The following is an 18,590-nucleotide window of genomic DNA, read 5'->3' as shown; positions in this document are numbered from 1 at the left end:
TGCTGCCATCGGCATGGGGCCAATCCCCCCCGACCATCCTGTCAAACCATCAGCCTGACTCGCTATTTTTCTCTCTCCCCCGCCCCACCCCATCATCAGCCACTTGGCCATCACCCGCCTGACCCACCTCAATTGCTGATGCTTCAGCCATATTTAAAATAGATGGCCAACTCCTCCTCAAGCCTCTTTCGCTCCTGATCAGAAAGGTTTGGATCCATGGGGTTCTTATCCAGTGCAGCCCCGGTTTCCAGCAAGTGTCGTCTGTTTTCGGGGTCGATGGCGAGGTAGCGATAGAGCTGTTCCAGGTAGGTTTTTTGAATGGTCTCATTGCGAAGATAGCGATAGAGCCCCACCACATAGCGGTCAGCCACCGGCAGGGCAATGGGGTCAAAATCGAGTGCTGCCTGCTCCCGGGTAGAAGCAATATGGACGACAAAAACCCGCTGATCTCCCAAATAGATATGGAAGGGAAGATCATCAGCACCCTTTTGCAGGGTAAGCTGGTTCAAGAGTGAACCACAGACGCTCCAGGTGGTCCAATCCAGCTGACCGATTCTTTTCACATGCTGGTAAACCGCTAAATTGTAAGCGTTTTGTTCGAAAAGCAGATGCTCAGGAATCTCTCCAACCAACTCCGCCCACGCCTGCAACGCTTTGGGGGCGTGGAGAATAAACACCCCGGAATTGAGGTAAGGATAGTTGGGATTGATGCCGCCCTTTTTGATACCCTCCTGAAAGGGAGCGGTGATCCCGGCGTTCTGTTTGATAAAGCCCCCGATGGAGAGCCCATTGATGTCAGAAGTGGTCGCCAGGAAGGGCTCATCCACCCCCACCCCCTGAAGAATTTTGACCACCTCTCCAGAGAGGGGTTTGGCCACCACACAGTCTGAATCGATCCAAACCAACGCATCAAAATTCAGGTGCGCCACATAGTGGGCCAAGCTCCCTTTGTAATAATACGCATGCCTTCCGCTCTCCAAATGATCCGGTTTGGGCAGCAGAAGCCCCAATCGATTCAAAAAAGCAGCTTGTTCCCGGGTGAGCCCCAGGTCGCAAACATGGAGTTTAATCCCCGGATCAAAAGCCCTGAGCGAAGCCAGCAAGCCACACACCATGGGAAAATAGGAGGCGGTCGCCCCCGTTACGTAAATTATTTTCCGTGAGGGTTCCATAGCCTATCCACCTGTTGAAATTGAACAAAAAGAACTTCAAAGACTATAAGGTGGAATCAGGCATCGGTCCAACCGTTGCGTTTCGGGAAAAGTGCGGAGGCTTGGTATTTTAGGACCATGCAAAGAGGATCTGAGAGGTGATAGACGGAGAGTGCAGACGGTGGTTCAAGGATGAAAAAAACAGAAAAATGTGCGAGACCCTTTCCCAGCAGGTTGGCAGGGAAATCAAAAAAGGCGGGAGGATCAACCAGCATCCCCCCGCCCCTTTTCAAATACAGGCCTTCATCTGAACCGGTTTCAGTTGGTAAAGCTCTTGCGCAGGAAAGTGATCAGCCGCCAGATTTCATCCTCTTTCAAACCCACATCCGATTCGGGGCCAAAGGGTTTCATCTCAGTATCAGGGCTACCTTTGGTAATGATCCAGGCAAGTTGCCCATCTTGACGCCCGGCCATATAGCCCGGATTGGCAAAAGCAGCCGGCTTGATCGTGAAAAATTCCGCCTTATACCCCTGACCATCCCCTTTGATGCCATGACACTTGGCGCACTTGCGCTTGAATAGCCGCCCGGTCTTTTTGATAAATTTGGCATCCACCTCATCGACCTTGTAGGGATTTGTTTTGGCCAGCCACTCCGCTGGCGCATCCGGAATCCGATGCCCTTCATGACCATCCGCCAAGGCACTCGTGGCGGTGGTGACCCCTATCCAAAACAGACCCAGTAAAACAAGCTTCAGAGTGACCGATTTCATAATCATCGCCTCCCATCGCATGGTTTGGATCCCCCCGTATAGGTTAGGTGGTGACCCGCACCCAAATAAACCAAAAAGTAACTGCAAAACGGTTTTTTGAAACGTGACAAAGGTGCTTATGGAAAGATCTGCCAACACCCTGGACCCATTCTGTAAACCTCGAAAACTTGGACCCCAATCACACCCGGTAGTTCCCCCCCTCCCCATCACCGGTTCCCACCTTCTCCAGGTAGGTCACATGAATTCGAAAACGGTTTCCATACATGGACAAGAAAACAGTGGTTTCCATGCTTGGGCCAAAAAAAATGGTGTGGATCAACTTTGACCCACACCATTTTTTATTTTTCAGCAGAATCCCAAGGATTCCGCATTCAGGGAGAGAGGTTCGCGTCCCTTATTTTTTCATCCCTCGGGTATCGTCCTCATGCCACTTCACACTCTTGTGAACGATGTTGTAGTGACACTCCACACAGGTCTTTTTGAGGGTTTTGATGTTTTCCTGGTGACGCTCGATCTTGTTGAACCATTTGCTCTTGGGCTTGTGGCAGTTTTTACACTTGACCGAATCCTCGGCGACCATCTCCTCGCGTACCCGTTTGGCCAATTCGATGCGCAAGTCTTCCCAAGCCGGGATATCCCTCAGGGTACTGGATATGGCGTGGAAGGGAGTCTCTCCCAGTCCACCCTGGTTCACATAGAAAAACTTCCACATGAGGATTTCCCGTACGCTGTGGGCGTTGTGACACCCCATACAGCCTGGCTCAACTCCCCGTTCATTCTCACCATGGGGCGAAGCCTTGTACTCTTCATAAGGATAGGCGTGACACTCGGCACAACCGACGGTGACGTTGAAGAGGCCGGGATCATAGGGTTCGGAGGGGTTGTAATCCTCCATATCCGTGCTCACATCGCCAATTGGTTTGTAAGCGTCATAGTCCACGAAAATTTCATGACAAGTGAGACATACGTTGATTCTCGTGAACCGATCAGAGCTCCAGCTGAGGACTGCAATCAAGACGATACTAAACGCCGCGATAGCGGTCAGAACGAGCGGGGAGCGAAGTTGTGTTTTCAATTTATTGGCTATCAATCTTCTATCTCCGTCATTGAATCTGCCTGGTCGTCATTGAATCTGCCTGGGAACCAGACCTATCCCAACCGCTTTTTATAGATGGCCACGTGCTTTTCATTGTCCACCTTGATTTCACCGTATTGATCTCCCGGCTTTGCAGGGGCAACCGCCACCACGGTATCGTTCCAGGCCTGTACCCCGCTTTCCGGATCTATGGCCAGAGGGATGATATCGTTGGGATTGACGCCACCATCCCGCCACCAGAGGTTGTCATCAATATCGAGATCCTGCTGCCCGGGATCGGCAAAAGGCTCATGGGCCGTCGAGTCGGCCTTGGCTACCCGACCGTAGGCGGTGCGCCCCACGGAGGTGGAGATGCCCACCACCTTGGGGTGAATCCCTTGGGTCGCCCAGGCTCGGGTTACCAGATAACCCACATCGCTGGTCACCCGCACCAGTTCACCATCTCCGATACCCAGCGCCTTGGCAGTCTGCTTGTTGATCCAGAGCGGGTTGGAGTGCCACAGCTCCGACAGCAGCTTGAGGTTGCTGGTCATGGAGAGGGTGTGGTAGGCCACTTTGTAGGTGGTCAGCACGAACTGCCCTTCCCCCAGATCCTTATGCTTGGGGTTGGGAGACCAGGAGGGATTGCGCAACTCCATTTTTCCGGAAGGTGTGGGAAAACCGGAAGCCTTGTGCAAACCATACTCCCCTTTGACCGCCTTGCCGCCCTTGGTGATCTGCCGATTAGCGGGATCAAGCTTGCCGAGTATGGGCCAGACCCCGGATTTGCGCATCTTCTTATAAGCCTTCTTACCCAAACCGTCGGTCTTGTAGATCTCCTTCTTGACCCAATCCTTGGCATTCTTGAAGGCCCAGTACTGGGCCATCTCACGGGAGCCGTCGGCATCGATCGATTTGACGATTGCCTTGAGGGTTTCCCGAACATCCTGGGCCTGACCTCTGGCCTTGAAGGCGGGGACGGTCATGGAGGCCCACTGCTTGAGAGAGGTCGGGCTGCTTGCCGCGTCATGGCGCTCGACGTTGACCACATCGGGTAGAATCAGATCCGCAAGCTCAGCAGTCTCACTCATGAAGGGGCTGAAGTCGACAACGAAGGGAACCAGCGCTTCGTCCTTCAGCACCTCCCGCCAGATGCTCGCCGCCGGGGAGGAGTAGGCCGGGTTGCTCATGTGGTTGAACAGCACCGACACCTTCTGTTTCCCCTCCTTCACCTCGAAGGGGAAGGTATAGTTATAGCGCATCCGATCCGCTTCGCTGCCAGCAGGGTCGGGGGCTGGCGTGACGTTAGCCATGTCGAATTGACGGGGTAGGCAGAGCCCGCCTTCCACCTCGACGTTGCCGGAGATGGCGGCCAGCAGGAGAATGGCCGATTCGGTCTCCAAGCCGTTCTCGTGCCAAGTGGCACCGTTCAGGCTGAAGATCGCTCCGGGCTTCCATTTGGCAAACTCAAGGGTGATGCTCTCCAGGGTCTTGGCGGCTACGCCACTGGCCTGAGCCGCCTTTTCCATGGTGTAGGGAGCCAGGAGTTCAGTCAGGGATTCGCTGGATTGGTTGGTCCAGTTATCGATAAATTCGGTATCTGCCAGGCCTTTCTGAAGGATCAGGTTGGCCATGGCCAGCGCAATGATGCCATCGCTGCCTGGAAAGACCGGAACCCATTCGTCGCTACGACCGGCCGTATTGGACATACGGACGTCGAAGGTGACCAGCTTCAGCCGGTTGTTGACGATACCATCGGTCAACCGCTGTGCCAGCGGGAACGCCGTTTCCATGATGTTGGCGCCAAAATTGAGCACATATTTGGCGTGTTCCAAATCAGGGATAGCATAGTTGACGCCCATGACCTCTTTCAGGGCGGTCTGCTTGGCGGCGCATCCGATGGAGGGGATGCGGCTGCGAACCACCGACTTGGAACCGATGGTATCCATGAAACGCAGGGTAGCGCCGTCCTTAAAGCCCCCTTCGTTGAGATGGATGCTGTCGGGATTGTCGAGGTTGGCGCTGATTTTTTCCGAGACCTGAGCAATCGCTTCCTCCCAGGTGATCTCTTTCCACTGGCCCGAACCTCTGGGCCCCACCCGTTTCATCGGGGCCAAAATCCGGTCGGGATCGGTCACGCTGAAGAGGGAAGAGAGTCCCTTGGTGCAAAACTTGCCGCGCGTGGCATAGTGGTCCGGGTTGCCCTCGGTCTTCATCACCTGCCCGGCTTCCGAATAGCTGTAACCGCCATCGAAGAAGGGGCACATGGTGCAGAGCAGGGGCTTGCGCAGCCTGGGGTGGAAGGTCCTGATCTGGTGATAGTCGCTGCCCCCGAGCTGCAATTCCATGGCCTGCACGAGGGAGGGGTTGGCCGCAACCGCCGTGGTAACCGCGGCGCCCATTTTCAGGAAGTTACGTCTGTGTATTCCTGCCATTGTTCTTGTTTCCTCAATAGTAAGACTGCAGATACTGGCCACCCATAACCCACCAGACACGCATGCCGTAGACGCCGACGCAAACCAACAGGGCAGCAGTCAGCACAGCGGGCTTAACTTTCTTCAGCGGGGATGCGAGGATGACGATGGGAATCATCAGGCCGATGACGATTTCCAACCAGAAATAGGGAAACTTGAACATGCCCATCAGCACTTCTTCATGACCGATCACCAGGTTGATGTTGCCGTAGGTGGATTGCATGAACTCCAAAAAGAGCAGGAACATGTCGAAGACCAGGCCGTACATCATGTATTGGGCCATCTCCTCGATCAAAGACCAGTCGATCCGCTTGTGGGCTGCGACCAACATGTTTTGAACCCAGAGGATCAGGATCAAAAGCCCGATACCGGAGATAAAGGCACCCGTCAAAAAGAGCAGTGGTGCCAAGGCGGTATGGTTCAGAAAGCGCCCGGGGTTCAGCTCCATCACCACACCGGTATACCAGTGGGTGGAGAGGGCCAGAATGATTGCGACGATTCCCAAAGCCCGCGCCCAGAATTCGTCATTTTTGATGACGAAATAACTGTAGACCAGCATCGACATGGGATAGACACAGATCAGCACTGTACCCCAGGACATGGGACCGGTGGCATGCCAATATCCTGGTATCAGCAGGTAGATAAAGCGCAAAGGCTTACCCAGATCCCAGGTCAGCAGAATGGGCACCATGAGCAACATGATGATCGCGGTAGCCGAAGCGGTCATGGCCAAGGGCTTGTAGCGCTTGATGCCAAAAACCCAGCCGAAGCTCGATATGACGAATGATCCCGCACTGGCTCCAACGAGCCAGAAATAGACGGAAATGGTCGTCCCCCAGGCCACGTGATGGAAGACGTTAAAAGTAACCACGCTCTCTTGCATTACGGACGGCTCCCTTACCCGAAGAGGAACAGCTTGAAGGCGTCCCAGACATCTTTCGCCTTGTGCGGAATGGATTTCAGGAAACCGACAGAGTGATGGCCGATCTGGACCATAGTTGGATCGCCCCCCTCGACCAGATCGGCAAAGGTGTCACCCTCGTGGTTTCGCTTGTAGGTATTGAACTCCTCTTTGAGCTGGGCGGTCCGGTTGAGGTAGCCATGCACCTCGTCCATGATCTCCCAGTCACCGGCAATGTAATAGACCGAAGGAGAAGTTCCCAGCTCTGGCTTGAGTACCGACACCCGTTCCCGGGAAATCAGCCTGGCCACCTCGCTGTTGGGATCATTCATATCGCCAAAGATGCGCGCCCCGCCTACACAAGCCTGAACACAGGCGGTGACGGTCCCTTTTTTCACCCGGTGGATGCAGAAGGTACACTTGTCCACCACCATCTTGGGCAGGTTCATGTCGGTCCGTTTGAAGGGCAACATGTGCCGGGCGTTGTAGGGGCAGGCGACCATGCAGGTACGACAGCCGATGCAGCGGTTGTAGCGCTGCAGCACAAAGCCGTCTTCGTGCTTGAAGGTGGCCTGGGTGGGGCAGTTGCGCACACAGACCGGATAGTCGCAGTGATTACACAGACGAGGCATGAAGACCCGTCGGGTGTTGGGATAGCGGCCCTTGTCGGCCACCTTCACCCAGGTCCGCCACATGCCCAGTGGAACTCCATATTCCGCTTTGCAGGCGACCGAACAGGACATGCATCCGATGCATTTCCTCAGGTCGATCACCATGGCGTATCTTTTGGTTCCAGCTACACCCTTGGTTCCGGGGGTCTGGAGACCGTAAGAACGACGCGTCGTCTCACCCATGATTGTGGCCTTTTTTCATTTCAGGGATCGTCTCCCGGCTGACTGGATTCACCCAAACCCGTTGAACCTAAGCGCTGCTTGGTGACCACCGGAGGGTGGTCGGAACAGAGCTTGATCATCACTCGGGGAAAGATAAAATCCGTATCATTGGTAGTGGAGGAATGGACTTGGAAACACCCCGAAAACACCGAATCCCCGGGGACTGTCCATACCGTTGACTATCTGCTCGAATCGTTTGGTTGCTTAGCCTCGTTCGACAGCTCGACTCGTTCGGTTTTGATTATCTTAAATCAAACAGGAATCACATCAACCCTGTCAGGCCCGTCAGCCCAACTGCATCACGCCGTCCCAAACCGGCAATGACTCAAGATGGCCGAACCCGGGCAGACGCGTTAGATCAATGTACTATCTCTAACCCGGGAATCCGATAGCAGGCATTGATCCCGATCAAGAAACCAAGTCAAAAAAAATTTTGCTTTCTTTTGAACCATCGCCCCCAAACAACCGTCTACTTATTGGTGTCGATGGCTGTATTTCGGTTGGTGTCGATGGCTGTATTTCGGCCTATATACCCGGCTTCGGACCTTATAAGCCCACCTTATGATTGTCAAGAGTGATTTTTGGAAATGGAGATTAATTTTTTTTATAGAACAACACACCTGCATTTATAAACTCAAACACACACCCGACCCCGTTTTCCTGAGCTGGATGAGTGTTGCTTTGCAAAACAAACTACATTTTTTGTTTTATTTTCACGCTGCAAATATCACACATTCATTTCGACCAACCTTCTCACAATACACACTGAAGTCGCGCAAAAATGATTATTGTTTCAACATCTCATGCATGCATTTTACTCCCTTCTTTCTGCCGAATCAGCCAAGAGGCCTTCGGGTTATAAAGCGACGCAAACACATTGAATCCCTTGTCATAAGAGGGGTAAGCAGGTAAGGATGTCAGATATGGGAATGGGGAGGCTGTGACCACTCTCTCTGACGATCCAGCCTCCTCTCACGATGTGTTGAATGGGGCGTACCAGGCATAAGCTGTGTGAATCGGATTGCTGCCACCAGCCCTACTGAATCGAGATGTTTTTTTATATTTTTTTCTGACAATAAATGACAGTTACCTGTAGAATCAACCGAACCCTGGAAACAATCTGTTTCTTGAAATCTTGAAATATTCAAACGTCCACCTTAAAAAATCATCCACTTTGGCTTTGACTCCCAGTTCATTCGCTCTCTTTCCATTCAGTTGACGGATTGCTTTTTTTGACACCCCTGTTTGGAAGCCAAGGACACCGAGGAAAGATGGACAACGATATGAATTTCAGGTTTTTTTTCATGGGGGTGACCGCTCTTCTGGCTCTGTTGACCAGCGGAATCGCCCAGGCTGCCCCCCCACCTCTGAGCCCTGATGGCTTTAGACAGGCCAAAAAGATCTATTTTCAACGTTGCGCCGGCTGCCATGGCGTATTGCGCAAAGGGACCACCGGCAAACCTCTCACCCCGCAAGTCGCTCTGGAGCACGGCAACAAATATCTGGTCAATTTTATCACCTACGGCTCTCCGGCAGGCATGCCCGGCTGGCGGGATACCCTGAGCAAGGAAGATATCGACCTCCTCGCCCGCTATCTCCAGCACGACCCTCCGCCACCACCTGAGTTTGGTCTGCCCGAAATTCGCGCCTCCTGGAAAGAACTCGTTCCAGTCAGCGAACGCCCCACCAAAAAGATGAATGACCTCAACCTTGGCAATCTTTTTGTCGTCACCATGCGGGATGCCGGACAAGTGGCCATCATCGACGGCGACTCCAAAAAAATCATCAGCATCGTTGATACCGGCTTTTCCGTTCACATTTCCCGTTTTTCCGCCTCAGGCCGCTATCTCTATGTCATCGCCCGGGATGCCCGGATTCATCTGATTGATCTCTGGCTGGAGCATCCCGACACCGTGGCAGAGATCAAAATCGGTATGGAAGCCCGGTCGGTGGAAAGCTCCAAGTTTAAAGGCTATGAAGATCAACTGGTTATCGGTGGGGCCTACTGGCCGCCCCAATATGTCCTCATGGATGGGGAGAGCCTGGAGCCACTGAAAGTGGTCTCTACCCGGGGGTATACTGTCGAAGGTCAGGAGTACCACCCCGAGCCCCGAGTGGCTGCCATCGCCGCCTCCCATCAGCACCCCGACTTTGTCGTCAACGTCAAGGAGACCGGGCAGGTACTGATGGTGAACTATTCAGATCTGGAAAATCTCAGCGTTACCAGTATCGGCACCATTTCCTCCCTCCACGACGGGGGCTGGGATAGCAGCCATCGCTATTTCCTGGGCGCCGCCAACATCGCCAATAAAATCGCGGTGATCGATGCCAAAAACCGTAAGCGGGTGGCACTGATCGATGTGGGGACCATTCCCCACCCGGGCCGTGGCGCCAACTTTGTCGATACCCAACACGGTCCCGTCTGGGCTACCAGCCATCTGGGGGATGAAACCATCGCCCTGATCGGCACTGATCCGGTCAACCACCCCAAACAAGCCTGGCAGGTGGTCCGTACCCTGGAGGGCCAGGGGGGAGGCTCCCTCTTTATCAAAACCCACCCCTCCTCCCGAAATCTCTGGGTCGATACCCCCCTCAACCCCGACAACGATCTTTCCCAGTCGGTGGCGGTCTTCAACCTGGATGATCTGAACGAAAAATATCAAACCCTGCCCATCGCCCAATGGGCCGATCTGGGGGCTGGGATCAAACGGGTGGTGCAACCGGAATATAACGCCACGGGGGATGAGGTGTGGTTTTCGGTCTGGAACGGCAAAAGCCAGGAATCAGCCATCGTCGTTGTCGATGACAAAAACCGCACCTTGAAAGAGGTCATCAAAAACAAGCGTCTGATCACCCCGACTGCCAAATTCAACGTCCACAACACCATACACGACATCTACTGACCCGGGACCGCCCCAAACAGAACATTTCCGGCAGCCAAACCGGATCTGCCCCGGGTATGGAGGAGAGGGTTGTCATTTATGAGATTCAACCAACCAATGTGCAAAGGCTCGATTCCCATGCCAAACCCAAGGGGGGCATTTCGGGGGCTTATCCTGTTTTTTCTGCTGTTTTCCACCCAAGCTCAGGCCGATCTATCGGCTGATCGCCAGGAAAAATTGGAACATCTACTCCTTCATGACTGCGGCTCCTGCCACGGTTTGACCCTGAAGGGGGGGTTGGGGCCACCCCTCACCCCTGGCGATCTCACCGAAAAACCGGCAGAATTTTTGGAAGAGATCATTTTTCACGGCATGCCCGACATGGCTATGCCCCCCTGGGGGGAACTCCTGACCCGGGAGGAAATCCGTTGGCTCGTCAAACGCATCAAGAGTGGAAAAACCCCATGATTATTCATTCTCATTCCCTAAGCCTCCCCCCTTTCCGGCTCTTCCCTCCCCCTGTGATAGTGGTACTGCTGGCTCTGTTTTTTCTGCCAGCCTGCACCCCTCTGCGGGGTACGGGAGATCTGGGGATCGTCATCGAACGAGCCACCGGGGGCATTCAAATTGTAGAAACCAGCGATAAATCGTCCCTCTTCCAGGTGGCCGGGCTGGGAGACCTTTCCCACGCCTCGGCGGTCTATTCCCGGGATGAACGCTTTGCCTATATCTTTGGCCGGGATGGGGGGCTCAGCAAGCTGGATGTGCTGACCGGAGAAGTGGTCAAACGCGTGGTTCAGGGGGGGAATGCCATCGGTGGGGCGATCTCCCAGGATGGCTCTCTGGTGGCTGTTTCCAACTATACCCCGGGAGGCGTGCGGGTTTTTGATGCCGTCACCCTGGAACTGGTCGCCGACATTCCCGCAATTGGTGCAGATGGGGAGCGTTCCAAGGTGGTGGGGTTGGTGGACATCCCCGGGCAGCGTTTCGTCTTCAGCCTTTTTGATGCGGGTGAAATCTGGATCGCTGATCTGAAAAACCCCCAAGAGCCCCAAATCCAAAAATTTCTCGATGTGGGCTCCAAACCCTATGATGCCCTGGTCTCCGGGGATGGCAGGCACTATATCGCCGGGCTGTTTGGTGAAGATGGTTTGGTACTCCTGGATCTCTGGCAGCCTGAAAAGGGTGTGCAGCGGATTTTGGACGGCTATGGCAAGGGAGAAAAAAAGCTGCCGGTCTATAAGATGCCCCATCTGGAAGGGTGGGCCATGGCTGGGGATTTAGCCTTCCTGCCTGCCATCGGTCGCCACGAAGTGTTGGTGGTTCGCACCGGCACCTGGGAAGAGGTGGCCCGCATTCCCCTGCAAGGACAGCCGGTCTTTGCCATGGCGCGTCCCGATGGCCGCCAGGTGTGGGTCAACTTTGCCTATCCCAAAAATGACGCCATCCAGGTGATCGACACCACCTCTCTCAAGGTGGTCAAAACCCTCAAACCGGGTAAGGGAATCATGCATATGGAGTTTACTCCCCGGGGGGAGCATGTTTGGGTTTCGGTGCGGGATCTGGACCGGGTTGAGGTTTACCATACCGATAGAATGGAGCGGATTGCGACACTTCCGGCGGAAAAACCGAGTGGCATTTTCTTCTCCTCCAGGGCACACCGTACCGGCCTGTAACTGTTTTTTTGCCGAGACCTGCGGGATAGGGTTTGAGCTGGCCCGTCTGGTAACGTACTCTACCAGACGGTTTGGGACAGCCAGCCGTGATCGGTTTGGTTCCCTTTGAATCTCTGATTCAGCTGACTCAAGGCTTTTTTACAATACCATCCCGGGAAAATTTTTCCCGGATGTTCAGCCGGTCGCCAACCGGCCCCCATGGTGGAGGCTAGAAGCCGTTGCATCGACCACTCGGCGAAGAGATGAACCCAGCCCTGGAGACTGAAGGGCTTTCTGATCTGGATAAACGGCTTCTCAACGAATTCCAGCACCGTTTTCCCCTGACCGAACGCCCTTACGCCGACATGGCCCAAACCCTGGGGATTTCCGAAGAAACGCTTCTTAAACGGTTGGAAGGGCTTCGGGATGTGGGTATTATCAGCCGGGTGGGGGTGGTTTTTCATCCCCATCGGGTGGGTGCCTCCACCCTGGCCGCCATGGCGGTGCCACCTGAAGAACTGGATCGGGTGGCCGCACTGGTCAATGGCTTCAGCGAGATCAATCACAACTACGAACGGGACAACGAGGTCAATCTCTGGTTCGTGGCCACCGCATCCAACCAGGAAAAACTCGATCAAGTGCTCATGGAGATTGAAAAGCAAAGCGGCTATCCGGTGCTTTCCCTGCCCATGCTCGCTGACTATCATATCGACCTGGGATTTCCCCTGAACTGGAAATAAGGATCCTCCCTTGTCCCCTCCCCCGATCACCGATCTTGAAAAACGCCTGGTAGCAGCCATTCAAGGCGGTTTCCCCCTCTCTTCACGACCCTTTTTGGAAATCGGTCAACAGATTGGGCTCGCCGAGGGGGAAGTGATTGCGCTTTTGGCGGACCTTAAGGAGCGCGGGCTTATCCGGCGCATGGGGATCATCGTCAGGCATCGGGAGCTTGGTTATCACGCCAACGGCATGGTGGTGTGGGATATTCCCGAGGCCCAGGTTGATGAAGTTGGCCAACAGCTCAGCGGGTTTGAGTTTGTCAGCCTCTGCTATAAACGACTGCGACGCCCACCCCAATGGCCCTATAACCTCTACTGCATGATCCATGGCCGGGAACGCAACGAAGTGCTGGATAATCTCCAACACCTGGTCACCAGCTGCCAACTGGAACCGATCTCCCGTAAAATTCTCTTCAGCAAACGCCGCTTCAAGCAGTGCGGGGCGCACTATTTTAAAAGTGCCGATCAAACCTCTGCCACAACATCCGCCGCATCCACCCCGGCACTGGCCCAGGAGTAACCCGGATTGGATCCTCTCTCCCGCCGGATCATCAATGGCCTGCAAACCGGCTTTCCCCTCACGCTGACCCCCTTTGCCCAGGCCGGGGCCAACTTGGATCTGACGGAAGAGAGTCTGATTCAAACCATTCAAAAACTCCTCGAAGAGGGGCTGCTCTCCCGTTTTGGTCCTCTCTACAATGCCGAACGCATGGGAGGTGGCCTGACTCTGGCAGCTCTCGCGGTGCCTGCTGACCGGGATTTTGAGCAGGTCGCAGAAGTGGTCAATGCCTTCCCCCAGGTGGCCCACAACTATGCCCGGGATCACACTCTGAACATGTGGTTTGTGGTGGCGACTGAAACCCCGATAGAGCTTACCAATACCCTGGCTGAAATAGAAAATCGCACGGGACTGGCTGTTTTCAACCTGCCAAAGCTGACAGAATATCGGCTGGGGTTTCAGGTGGGATTGGATGAGCAGGGAGGCATCGATACCGTGCCCCTGCCGGAGCGCCCCCCAGCCAAAAATCCCGGACTCCCTGATGAGATCGATCTAAAGATTATTCGTGCCACTCAAGGGGGGCTGCCCCTGGTGGTCGATCCTTACCATCAGATAGCTCGAACAATCGGTATGGAGGTGGAAGCCCTGATTGAGCGCCTTAAGGGGATGCTGGAAAAAACCTGGATCCGGCGCATCGGTGTGGTGCCCAACCACTATCGCCTGGGGCTGAAAGCCAACGGCATGTCGGTTTGGATTTTGCCGGAGGAGCGTATCGATGCGCTTGGCAAGCAGATCGGCGCCCTCGGTTTTGTCAGCCACTGCTATCGTCGCCCCCAGAGGCTGCCCGAGTGGCCCTATAATCTTTTCGTCATGGTTCATGGTCAGGAGCGGGAGGTGGTGACCGCCCGTGTTGAAGAGATTTCCACCCTGCTGGGTGCCCATGACAGGGGCCACCAAATTCTCTACAGCAGCCGCATTCTCAAAAAAACCGGCCTGCGGTTTGGGTAAAAAGCTGCTTTGTCTGATGCAAGGCCTTAACCGTTGGTTCAGGTGAAAACATGTTTCGTTTGACACAACTGCTCAACCGGCTGATAAATCCCCGGGCACCTCTGGGTCGCCCACCACCGCGCGGGGGGCCGGTGGTGGTGTGGAACCTCATCCGCCGCTGCAATCTCGACTGCCGCCACTGCTATTCCGCCTCCTCGGATCGGGATTTTGAGGGGGAGCTTTCCACCGAAGAGTGCTTTGGGGTTTTGGAGGATATGAAGCGCTTTGGGGTGCCGGCGGTAATTCTCTCCGGGGGGGAGCCTCTGCTGCGCCCGGATCTATTCGATATCGCCAAAAAAGCCAAGGAGCTGGGCTTTTATCTGGGGCTCTCCAGCAACGGCACGGTGATGGATCCCGCCACCGCAGATCGCATTGCCGATGCGGGCTTTAATTATGTGGGGGTGAGCCTTGATGGTCTGGAAGCCCACCACGACCATATTCGGGGACGAACAGGTGCCTTTCAGGAGGCGTTGACCGGCATCCGCAACTGCCGAAAGGTGGGGGTACGGGTGGGATTGCGTTTTACCCTCACCCGGGATAACGGCGAAGATCTGGGAAAAATTCTCGACTTGATGACGGCTGAATCCTTAAACCGGATCTATCTCTCCCACTGGAACTATGCGGGTCGGGGCAGAGCCAATCGCTTGGAGGATGCGGCCCATCAGATGACCCGCCGCGCCATGACCCACCTGTTCGAAACCACCTTGGATGACATCGAAAATGGCCGTGACCGGGAGTTTGTCACCGGCAACAACGATGCCGATGGGGTATTTTTCCTCCAGTGGCTGCGGGAAAAAAAACCGGCGCTTGCTGATAAGGCCGAAGCAGCCCTCATTCGCTGGGGAGGCAACGCTTCGGGGGTGGGGATTGCCAACATCGACAATCGTGGCGGTGTGCATCCCGATATTTTTTGGTGGAACCACCATCTGGGCAACGTACAGGAAAGACCCTTTTCGGAGATTTGGTCCGATGAGTCCGACGCTCTGCTGGCAGGCCTGCGTCAACGACCCAGACCGGTAACGGGACGGTGTGGCAGCTGTCGATATCTCAATATATGTGGTGGTAACACCCGGGTGCGGGCCTTCCAGGTGACGGGAGATCCCTGGAGCGAGGATCCGGGCTGCTATCTTACGGACGAAGAGATCTCCTGAGGAATCCATATCCATTGTGATTCCAATCTTTAAAGAGCATGGCTGAGTTTTTCATTGTGACCCCAACCAACAAGAGCGTGGCCAAGCTATCAATGGAACACGGATAAAAATCCGTATCAAAGCGATTAACCCACCACCAATCCTGGTTAATCAATCCCCTCAAACCCGCATTGGCCAGTGAAACAAGCCCCCCCCCATCCCTTGCAGGAACGGCTCCCCACCCTCCCCCTTGAGCCTGGGGTCTACCGTTTTTTGGATGAAGCGGGACGGGTGCTTTATGTGGGCAAGGCCAAGGCGTTGCGCAAGCGGGTAGCCTCTTATTTTACCGGCAGCTCCCAACCCTCCCGGGTGCGGGTGATGCTGGGGCATGCCCGGGAGCTTGAAATCACGGTCACGGCCAGTGAAAACGATGCCCTGATTCTGGAAGCCAACCTCATCAAGCGCTTCCGCCCCCGCTATAATGTCCTCCTCAAGGACGATAAATCCTATCCCTATCTGCACCTTTCCACCGATCACCCTTTTCCCCGGCTCTCCCTCTATCGGGGAGACCGTAAACAAGGCGGGCGTTATTATGGTCCCTACCCTTCGGTGGTGGCGGTTCGGGAAACCCTGCGGTTCATGCAGTCGATCTTTCCCATTCGCCAGTGTCGGGACAGCCAGTTTTCCCAACGCACACGACCCTGTCTGCAATATCAAATCAAGCGCTGCCGAGCCCCTTGCAGTGATCGGGTGGGGAAGGAGGAGTATGGCCGCTGGATCCAGGAGGTGATGCTGTTTTTGGAGGGGAAGGATCGGGTGCTGGTTGATTTATTGAATGAAGCGATGTGGGAGGCGGCTGAAAAACAGGCCTATGAGGAAGCGGCACGGATTCGGGAACAGATAAAATCCCTGGCCCACGTGCAGGAGCAGCGCAAGGTCAATCTCCCCGGTGACCCGGATCTGGATGTGGTGGGGCTGTTTCGGGATCGGGGCCAGTATGCCGTACAGGTGTTGATGGTGCGCCAGGGCAACACCCTGGGAAGTCGCAGTTTTTTTCCGGAAAACACTGGAGATCTGGAGGAAGGGGCGGTACTTGAAGCCTTTTTGGAGCAATATTATGGGGCGGGGCAGGCTCAGATTCCCCCGGAAATATTGCTGGATCGCCAAGTGATGGATCCCCAATGGCTGGAAGCCGCCCTCAGTCGGCGGCGGGAAGGGGTGGTGCATTTACGGCAACCTGTTCGGGGAGCCCGGCGGCGCTTGGTGGAGATGGCGGTGGTCAATGCCCGTCAGGCCCTGACCAGCCGCTTGAGTGGTTCTGCGGCCCATCGTCGACAGTTGGCAGATCTGGCGACAGCTCTGGGCTTGGAGGAGCCTCTGGAACGCATTGAGGCCTACGATATCTCCCATATCAGTGACAGCCATCCGGTGGGTTCCCTGGTGGTGTTTACATCGGAAGGATTTCAAAAAAAAAGCTATCGAAAGTTTATCCTTTCCGATCCCGCCCTGCTGGATGACACCGCCCGGATGGCGGCTCTTCTTTCTCGACGATTTCGACGATTGGTCAATCCTCCGGATGGACCGCGTGGTGGAGCACAGAGAGAAAAACAGAGCGAAGAGAGTGGCCGGAAGGATTCGACAGGCGGCCTTCCCTCACCTGGAAAAGCCGATCAGGCAACGATTGGCCGGGATGATCCATCATCAGACCAAAGTGATATCCCACAGGAAAAACAGCTGGTTAAATCAGAAACACACGACATGCCAAAGGCAATCTCCGGGAGTGGGCCGGATAGCTCTGGGGAAATTTCAGAAGAAAAGTGGCCCGATTTGGTACTGTTGGATGGAGGATTGGGGCAGTTGAATGCGGTGTTGGCGGTGGCGATGGAAGAAGGATTCGGCCACGTTCCATTCTGCGCTGTGGCCAAGGGGCCTGATCGGAATGCGGGTCGAGAGCGGCTTTTCTTGCCGGGGGGAGAACCACCCTCTATACTGTCTCCAGATTCACCGACTCTGTTTCTCATCCAAAACATTCGGGATGAGGCCCACCGGTTTGCCATCGGCTTTCACCGGTCACGGCGGGAAAAATCCCAAACCCGGTCGGTTTTGGACGAAATTGCCGGGATTGGTCCGAAGAGAAAACGCATGCTTCTAAGCCACTTTGGGTCGGTCAAGGCGATAAAAGGGGCCTCTTTGCCGGAGTTGACAGAAATGTCCGGACTCCCCAAAGAACTGGCTCAGCGTATTTTTGATCATTTTAACGAAAGTACCTAAACACCCTTATGGTCTGGAACCTTCCAAACCTGCTGACAGCGGCCCGAATTCTCCTGATTCCCTTTTTTGTGGGCTTTGCCCACCTGCCGGGAAAGCTGGGATTGCTTTTGGCGACTGGCTTTTTCAGCTTGGCAGCCATCACCGACTGGGCGGACGGCTATGTGGCCCGACGCCGGGGACTACACACCAATTTCGGACGCTTTTTTGATCCGGTGGCCGATAAACTCCTGGTGATTTGCGCCCTGGTTTTGTTGGTGGCCATGGGACGGGCCAATCTGATTTTGGTGATGATTCTTCTCTCCCGGGAGGTGATCATCATGGCACTGCGGGAGCGGATGTCGGGGCTTGGCTCTGTTGTTCATGTTTCGGTGATGAGCAAATGGAAAACCGGCTTTCAGATGACGGCGATTATCATGCTGCTGGTGCAGGATGCGCTTTTCGGCATTCCCTTTCAGTTGCCGGGGCAATTTTTTCTCTTTCTTTCCGCAGCGTTAGCCCTGTTTTCGGGATACACTTACATGAATGAAGCTTGGCCAAAACTGCGGGCGAGCACTTAAAGAGCGCTTCATCAGAAAAGAGGGGTCGGCAAGGTGTAAATGGTGTCCTTGGGATGCACTTGGCCTTTGGTGGTTGACGCATGGGATTTCACCCTCTATATATATGGTGCTTTAGTTGGACAGGGCAGTTGGGCCATTGAGCCGAACAGCTCCAAGCGGGAGTAACTCAGAGGTAGAGTGCAACCTTGCCAAGGTTGACGTCGGGGGTTCGAATCCCCTCTCCCGCTCCATTTTTTACCCAGTATAGACCCATTTTTCTCCTGTTTTATCAGGAAAGCGTCTATTTCTGGTAGCGGAACGATTTTCCGCAGCAACAAGATGGCCGGGTGGCGAAGTGGTCTAACGCTGAGGTCTGCAAAACCTTTATTCGTGGGTTCGAATCCCACCCCGGCCTCCAGCACCATCCAGTCAGCATCAGCTCCATTGCGGGAGTAACTCAGAGGTAGAGTGCAACCTTGCCAAGGTTGACGTCGGGGGTTCGAATCCCCTCTCCCGCTCCATTTCC

At 54.8% G+C, this 18,590-nt stretch carries 14 protein-coding genes, 3 tRNA genes and 1 pseudogene; 11 read left to right on the top strand and 7 right to left on the bottom strand.

Annotation, left to right across the window (positions count from 1 at the left end; all coding sequences use genetic code 11):
- Positions 1–143 precede the first annotated feature (143 nt).
- From HQL52_06200 to HQL52_06170, 7 genes are all read right to left on the bottom strand, one after another.
- On the bottom strand, positions 144–1,172 hold the full coding sequence (locus HQL52_06200) for a hypothetical protein (protein ID MBF0369031.1): 1,029 nt from the start codon (positions 1,170–1,172) through the stop codon (positions 144–146).
- 56 nt (positions 1,173–1,228) lie between these two features.
- A complete protein-coding gene (locus HQL52_06195) occupies positions 1,229–1,426 on the bottom strand; it encodes a hypothetical protein (GenBank protein MBF0369030.1) in 198 nt (65 codons plus the stop codon).
- 43 nt (positions 1,427–1,469) lie between these two features.
- A complete protein-coding gene (locus HQL52_06190) occupies positions 1,470–1,922 on the bottom strand; it encodes a cytochrome c (protein MBF0369029.1) in 453 nt (150 codons plus the stop codon).
- A gap of 394 nt (positions 1,923–2,316) precedes the next feature.
- Positions 2,317–2,862, bottom strand: coding sequence for a NapC/NirT family cytochrome c (locus HQL52_06185; GenBank protein ID MBF0369028.1), 546 nt, complete (start codon positions 2,860–2,862; stop codon positions 2,317–2,319).
- A 209-nt stretch (positions 2,863–3,071) separates the two neighbouring features.
- Positions 3,072–5,432 carry a molybdopterin-dependent oxidoreductase gene (locus tag HQL52_06180; protein ID MBF0369027.1) on the bottom strand — a complete coding sequence of 787 codons (2,361 nt, stop codon included), beginning with the start codon at positions 5,430–5,432 and terminating at the stop codon, positions 3,072–3,074.
- Between the two features lie 13 nt (positions 5,433–5,445).
- Positions 5,446–6,354, bottom strand: coding sequence for a polysulfide reductase NrfD (gene nrfD / locus HQL52_06175; protein ID MBF0369026.1), 909 nt, complete (start codon positions 6,352–6,354; stop codon positions 5,446–5,448).
- A gap of 14 nt (positions 6,355–6,368) precedes the next feature.
- The gene (locus HQL52_06170) at positions 6,369–7,226 is read right to left on the bottom strand and encodes a 4Fe-4S dicluster domain-containing protein (GenBank protein MBF0369025.1); all 858 of its coding nucleotides are present in this window, start codon (positions 7,224–7,226) and stop codon (positions 6,369–6,371) included.
- 1,310 nt (positions 7,227–8,536) lie between these two features.
- Here HQL52_06170 and HQL52_06165 point away from each other — a divergent pair.
- From HQL52_06165 to HQL52_06115, 11 genes and pseudogenes are all read left to right on the top strand, one after another.
- Positions 8,537–10,168 (top strand): c-type cytochrome, encoded by a 1,632-nt coding sequence (locus tag HQL52_06165; GenBank protein ID MBF0369024.1) that lies wholly within the window; start codon positions 8,537–8,539, stop codon positions 10,166–10,168.
- Between the two features lie 117 nt (positions 10,169–10,285).
- On the top strand, positions 10,286–10,615 hold the full coding sequence (locus HQL52_06160; GenBank protein MBF0369023.1) for a cytochrome c: 330 nt from the start codon (positions 10,286–10,288) through the stop codon (positions 10,613–10,615).
- Positions 10,612–11,823 carry a protein nirF gene (locus tag HQL52_06155; protein ID MBF0369022.1) on the top strand — a complete coding sequence of 404 codons (1,212 nt, stop codon included), beginning with the start codon at positions 10,612–10,614 and terminating at the stop codon, positions 11,821–11,823. The genes HQL52_06160 and HQL52_06155 overlap by 4 nt, the downstream gene beginning before the upstream one ends.
- A gap of 242 nt (positions 11,824–12,065) precedes the next feature.
- A pseudogene (locus HQL52_06150) lies at positions 12,066–13,101 on the top strand (Lrp/AsnC family transcriptional regulator).
- Positions 13,102–13,107: 6 nt separating this feature from the next.
- Positions 13,108–14,088, top strand: a complete 981-nt coding sequence (locus tag HQL52_06145) for an Lrp/AsnC family transcriptional regulator (GenBank protein ID MBF0369021.1) — start codon at positions 13,108–13,110, stop codon at positions 14,086–14,088.
- 50 nt (positions 14,089–14,138) lie between these two features.
- Positions 14,139–15,278: a heme d1 biosynthesis radical SAM protein NirJ gene (gene nirJ / locus HQL52_06140; GenBank protein MBF0369020.1), complete on the top strand. Its 1,140-nt coding sequence runs from the start codon at positions 14,139–14,141 to the stop codon at positions 15,276–15,278.
- A gap of 177 nt (positions 15,279–15,455) precedes the next feature.
- Positions 15,456–17,528, top strand: coding sequence for an excinuclease ABC subunit UvrC (uvrC, locus tag HQL52_06135; protein ID MBF0369019.1), 2,073 nt, complete (start codon positions 15,456–15,458; stop codon positions 17,526–17,528).
- An 8-nt stretch (positions 17,529–17,536) separates the two neighbouring features.
- Positions 17,537–18,085: a CDP-diacylglycerol--glycerol-3-phosphate 3-phosphatidyltransferase gene (gene pgsA, locus HQL52_06130; protein ID MBF0369018.1), complete on the top strand. Its 549-nt coding sequence runs from the start codon at positions 17,537–17,539 to the stop codon at positions 18,083–18,085.
- 155 nt (positions 18,086–18,240) lie between these two features.
- A tRNA-Gly gene (locus HQL52_06125) sits at positions 18,241–18,315 on the top strand.
- A gap of 90 nt (positions 18,316–18,405) precedes the next feature.
- Positions 18,406–18,482 (top strand) — tRNA-Cys (locus tag HQL52_06120).
- Between the two features lie 28 nt (positions 18,483–18,510).
- A tRNA-Gly gene (locus HQL52_06115) sits at positions 18,511–18,585 on the top strand.
- Positions 18,586–18,590 lie beyond the last annotated feature (5 nt).

It is taken from the genome of Magnetococcales bacterium (assembly GCA_015232395.1).
In the GTDB taxonomy this organism is placed as follows: Bacteria; Pseudomonadota; Magnetococcia; order Magnetococcales; family JADFZT01; genus JADFZT01.
This window is presented reverse-complemented; position numbering and strand designations above follow the sequence as displayed.

Coding starts and splice junctions, on each gene's coding strand:
- HQL52_06155 (MBF0369022.1), top strand. CDS start 10,612: ATGATTATTCATTCTCATTCCCTAAGCCTCCCCCCTTTCCGGCTCTTC.
- nirJ (MBF0369020.1), top strand. CDS start 14,139: ATGTTTCGTTTGACACAACTGCTCAACCGGCTGATAAATCCCCGGGCA.
- HQL52_06160 (MBF0369023.1), top strand. CDS start 10,286: ATGCCAAACCCAAGGGGGGCATTTCGGGGGCTTATCCTGTTTTTTCTG.
- HQL52_06190 (MBF0369029.1), bottom strand. CDS start 1,922: ATGAAATCGGTCACTCTGAAGCTTGTTTTACTGGGTCTGTTTTGGATA.
- HQL52_06195 (MBF0369030.1), bottom strand. CDS start 1,426: ATGCTGGTTGATCCTCCCGCCTTTTTTGATTTCCCTGCCAACCTGCTG.
- nrfD (MBF0369026.1), bottom strand. CDS start 6,354: ATGCAAGAGAGCGTGGTTACTTTTAACGTCTTCCATCACGTGGCCTGG.
- HQL52_06170 (MBF0369025.1), bottom strand. CDS start 7,226: ATGGGTGAGACGACGCGTCGTTCTTACGGTCTCCAGACCCCCGGAACC.
- HQL52_06180 (MBF0369027.1), bottom strand. CDS start 5,432: ATGGCAGGAATACACAGACGTAACTTCCTGAAAATGGGCGCCGCGGTT.
- HQL52_06200 (MBF0369031.1), bottom strand. CDS start 1,172: ATGGAACCCTCACGGAAAATAATTTACGTAACGGGGGCGACCGCCTCC.
- pgsA (MBF0369018.1), top strand. CDS start 17,537: ATGGTCTGGAACCTTCCAAACCTGCTGACAGCGGCCCGAATTCTCCTG.
- HQL52_06165 (MBF0369024.1), top strand. CDS start 8,537: ATGGACAACGATATGAATTTCAGGTTTTTTTTCATGGGGGTGACCGCT.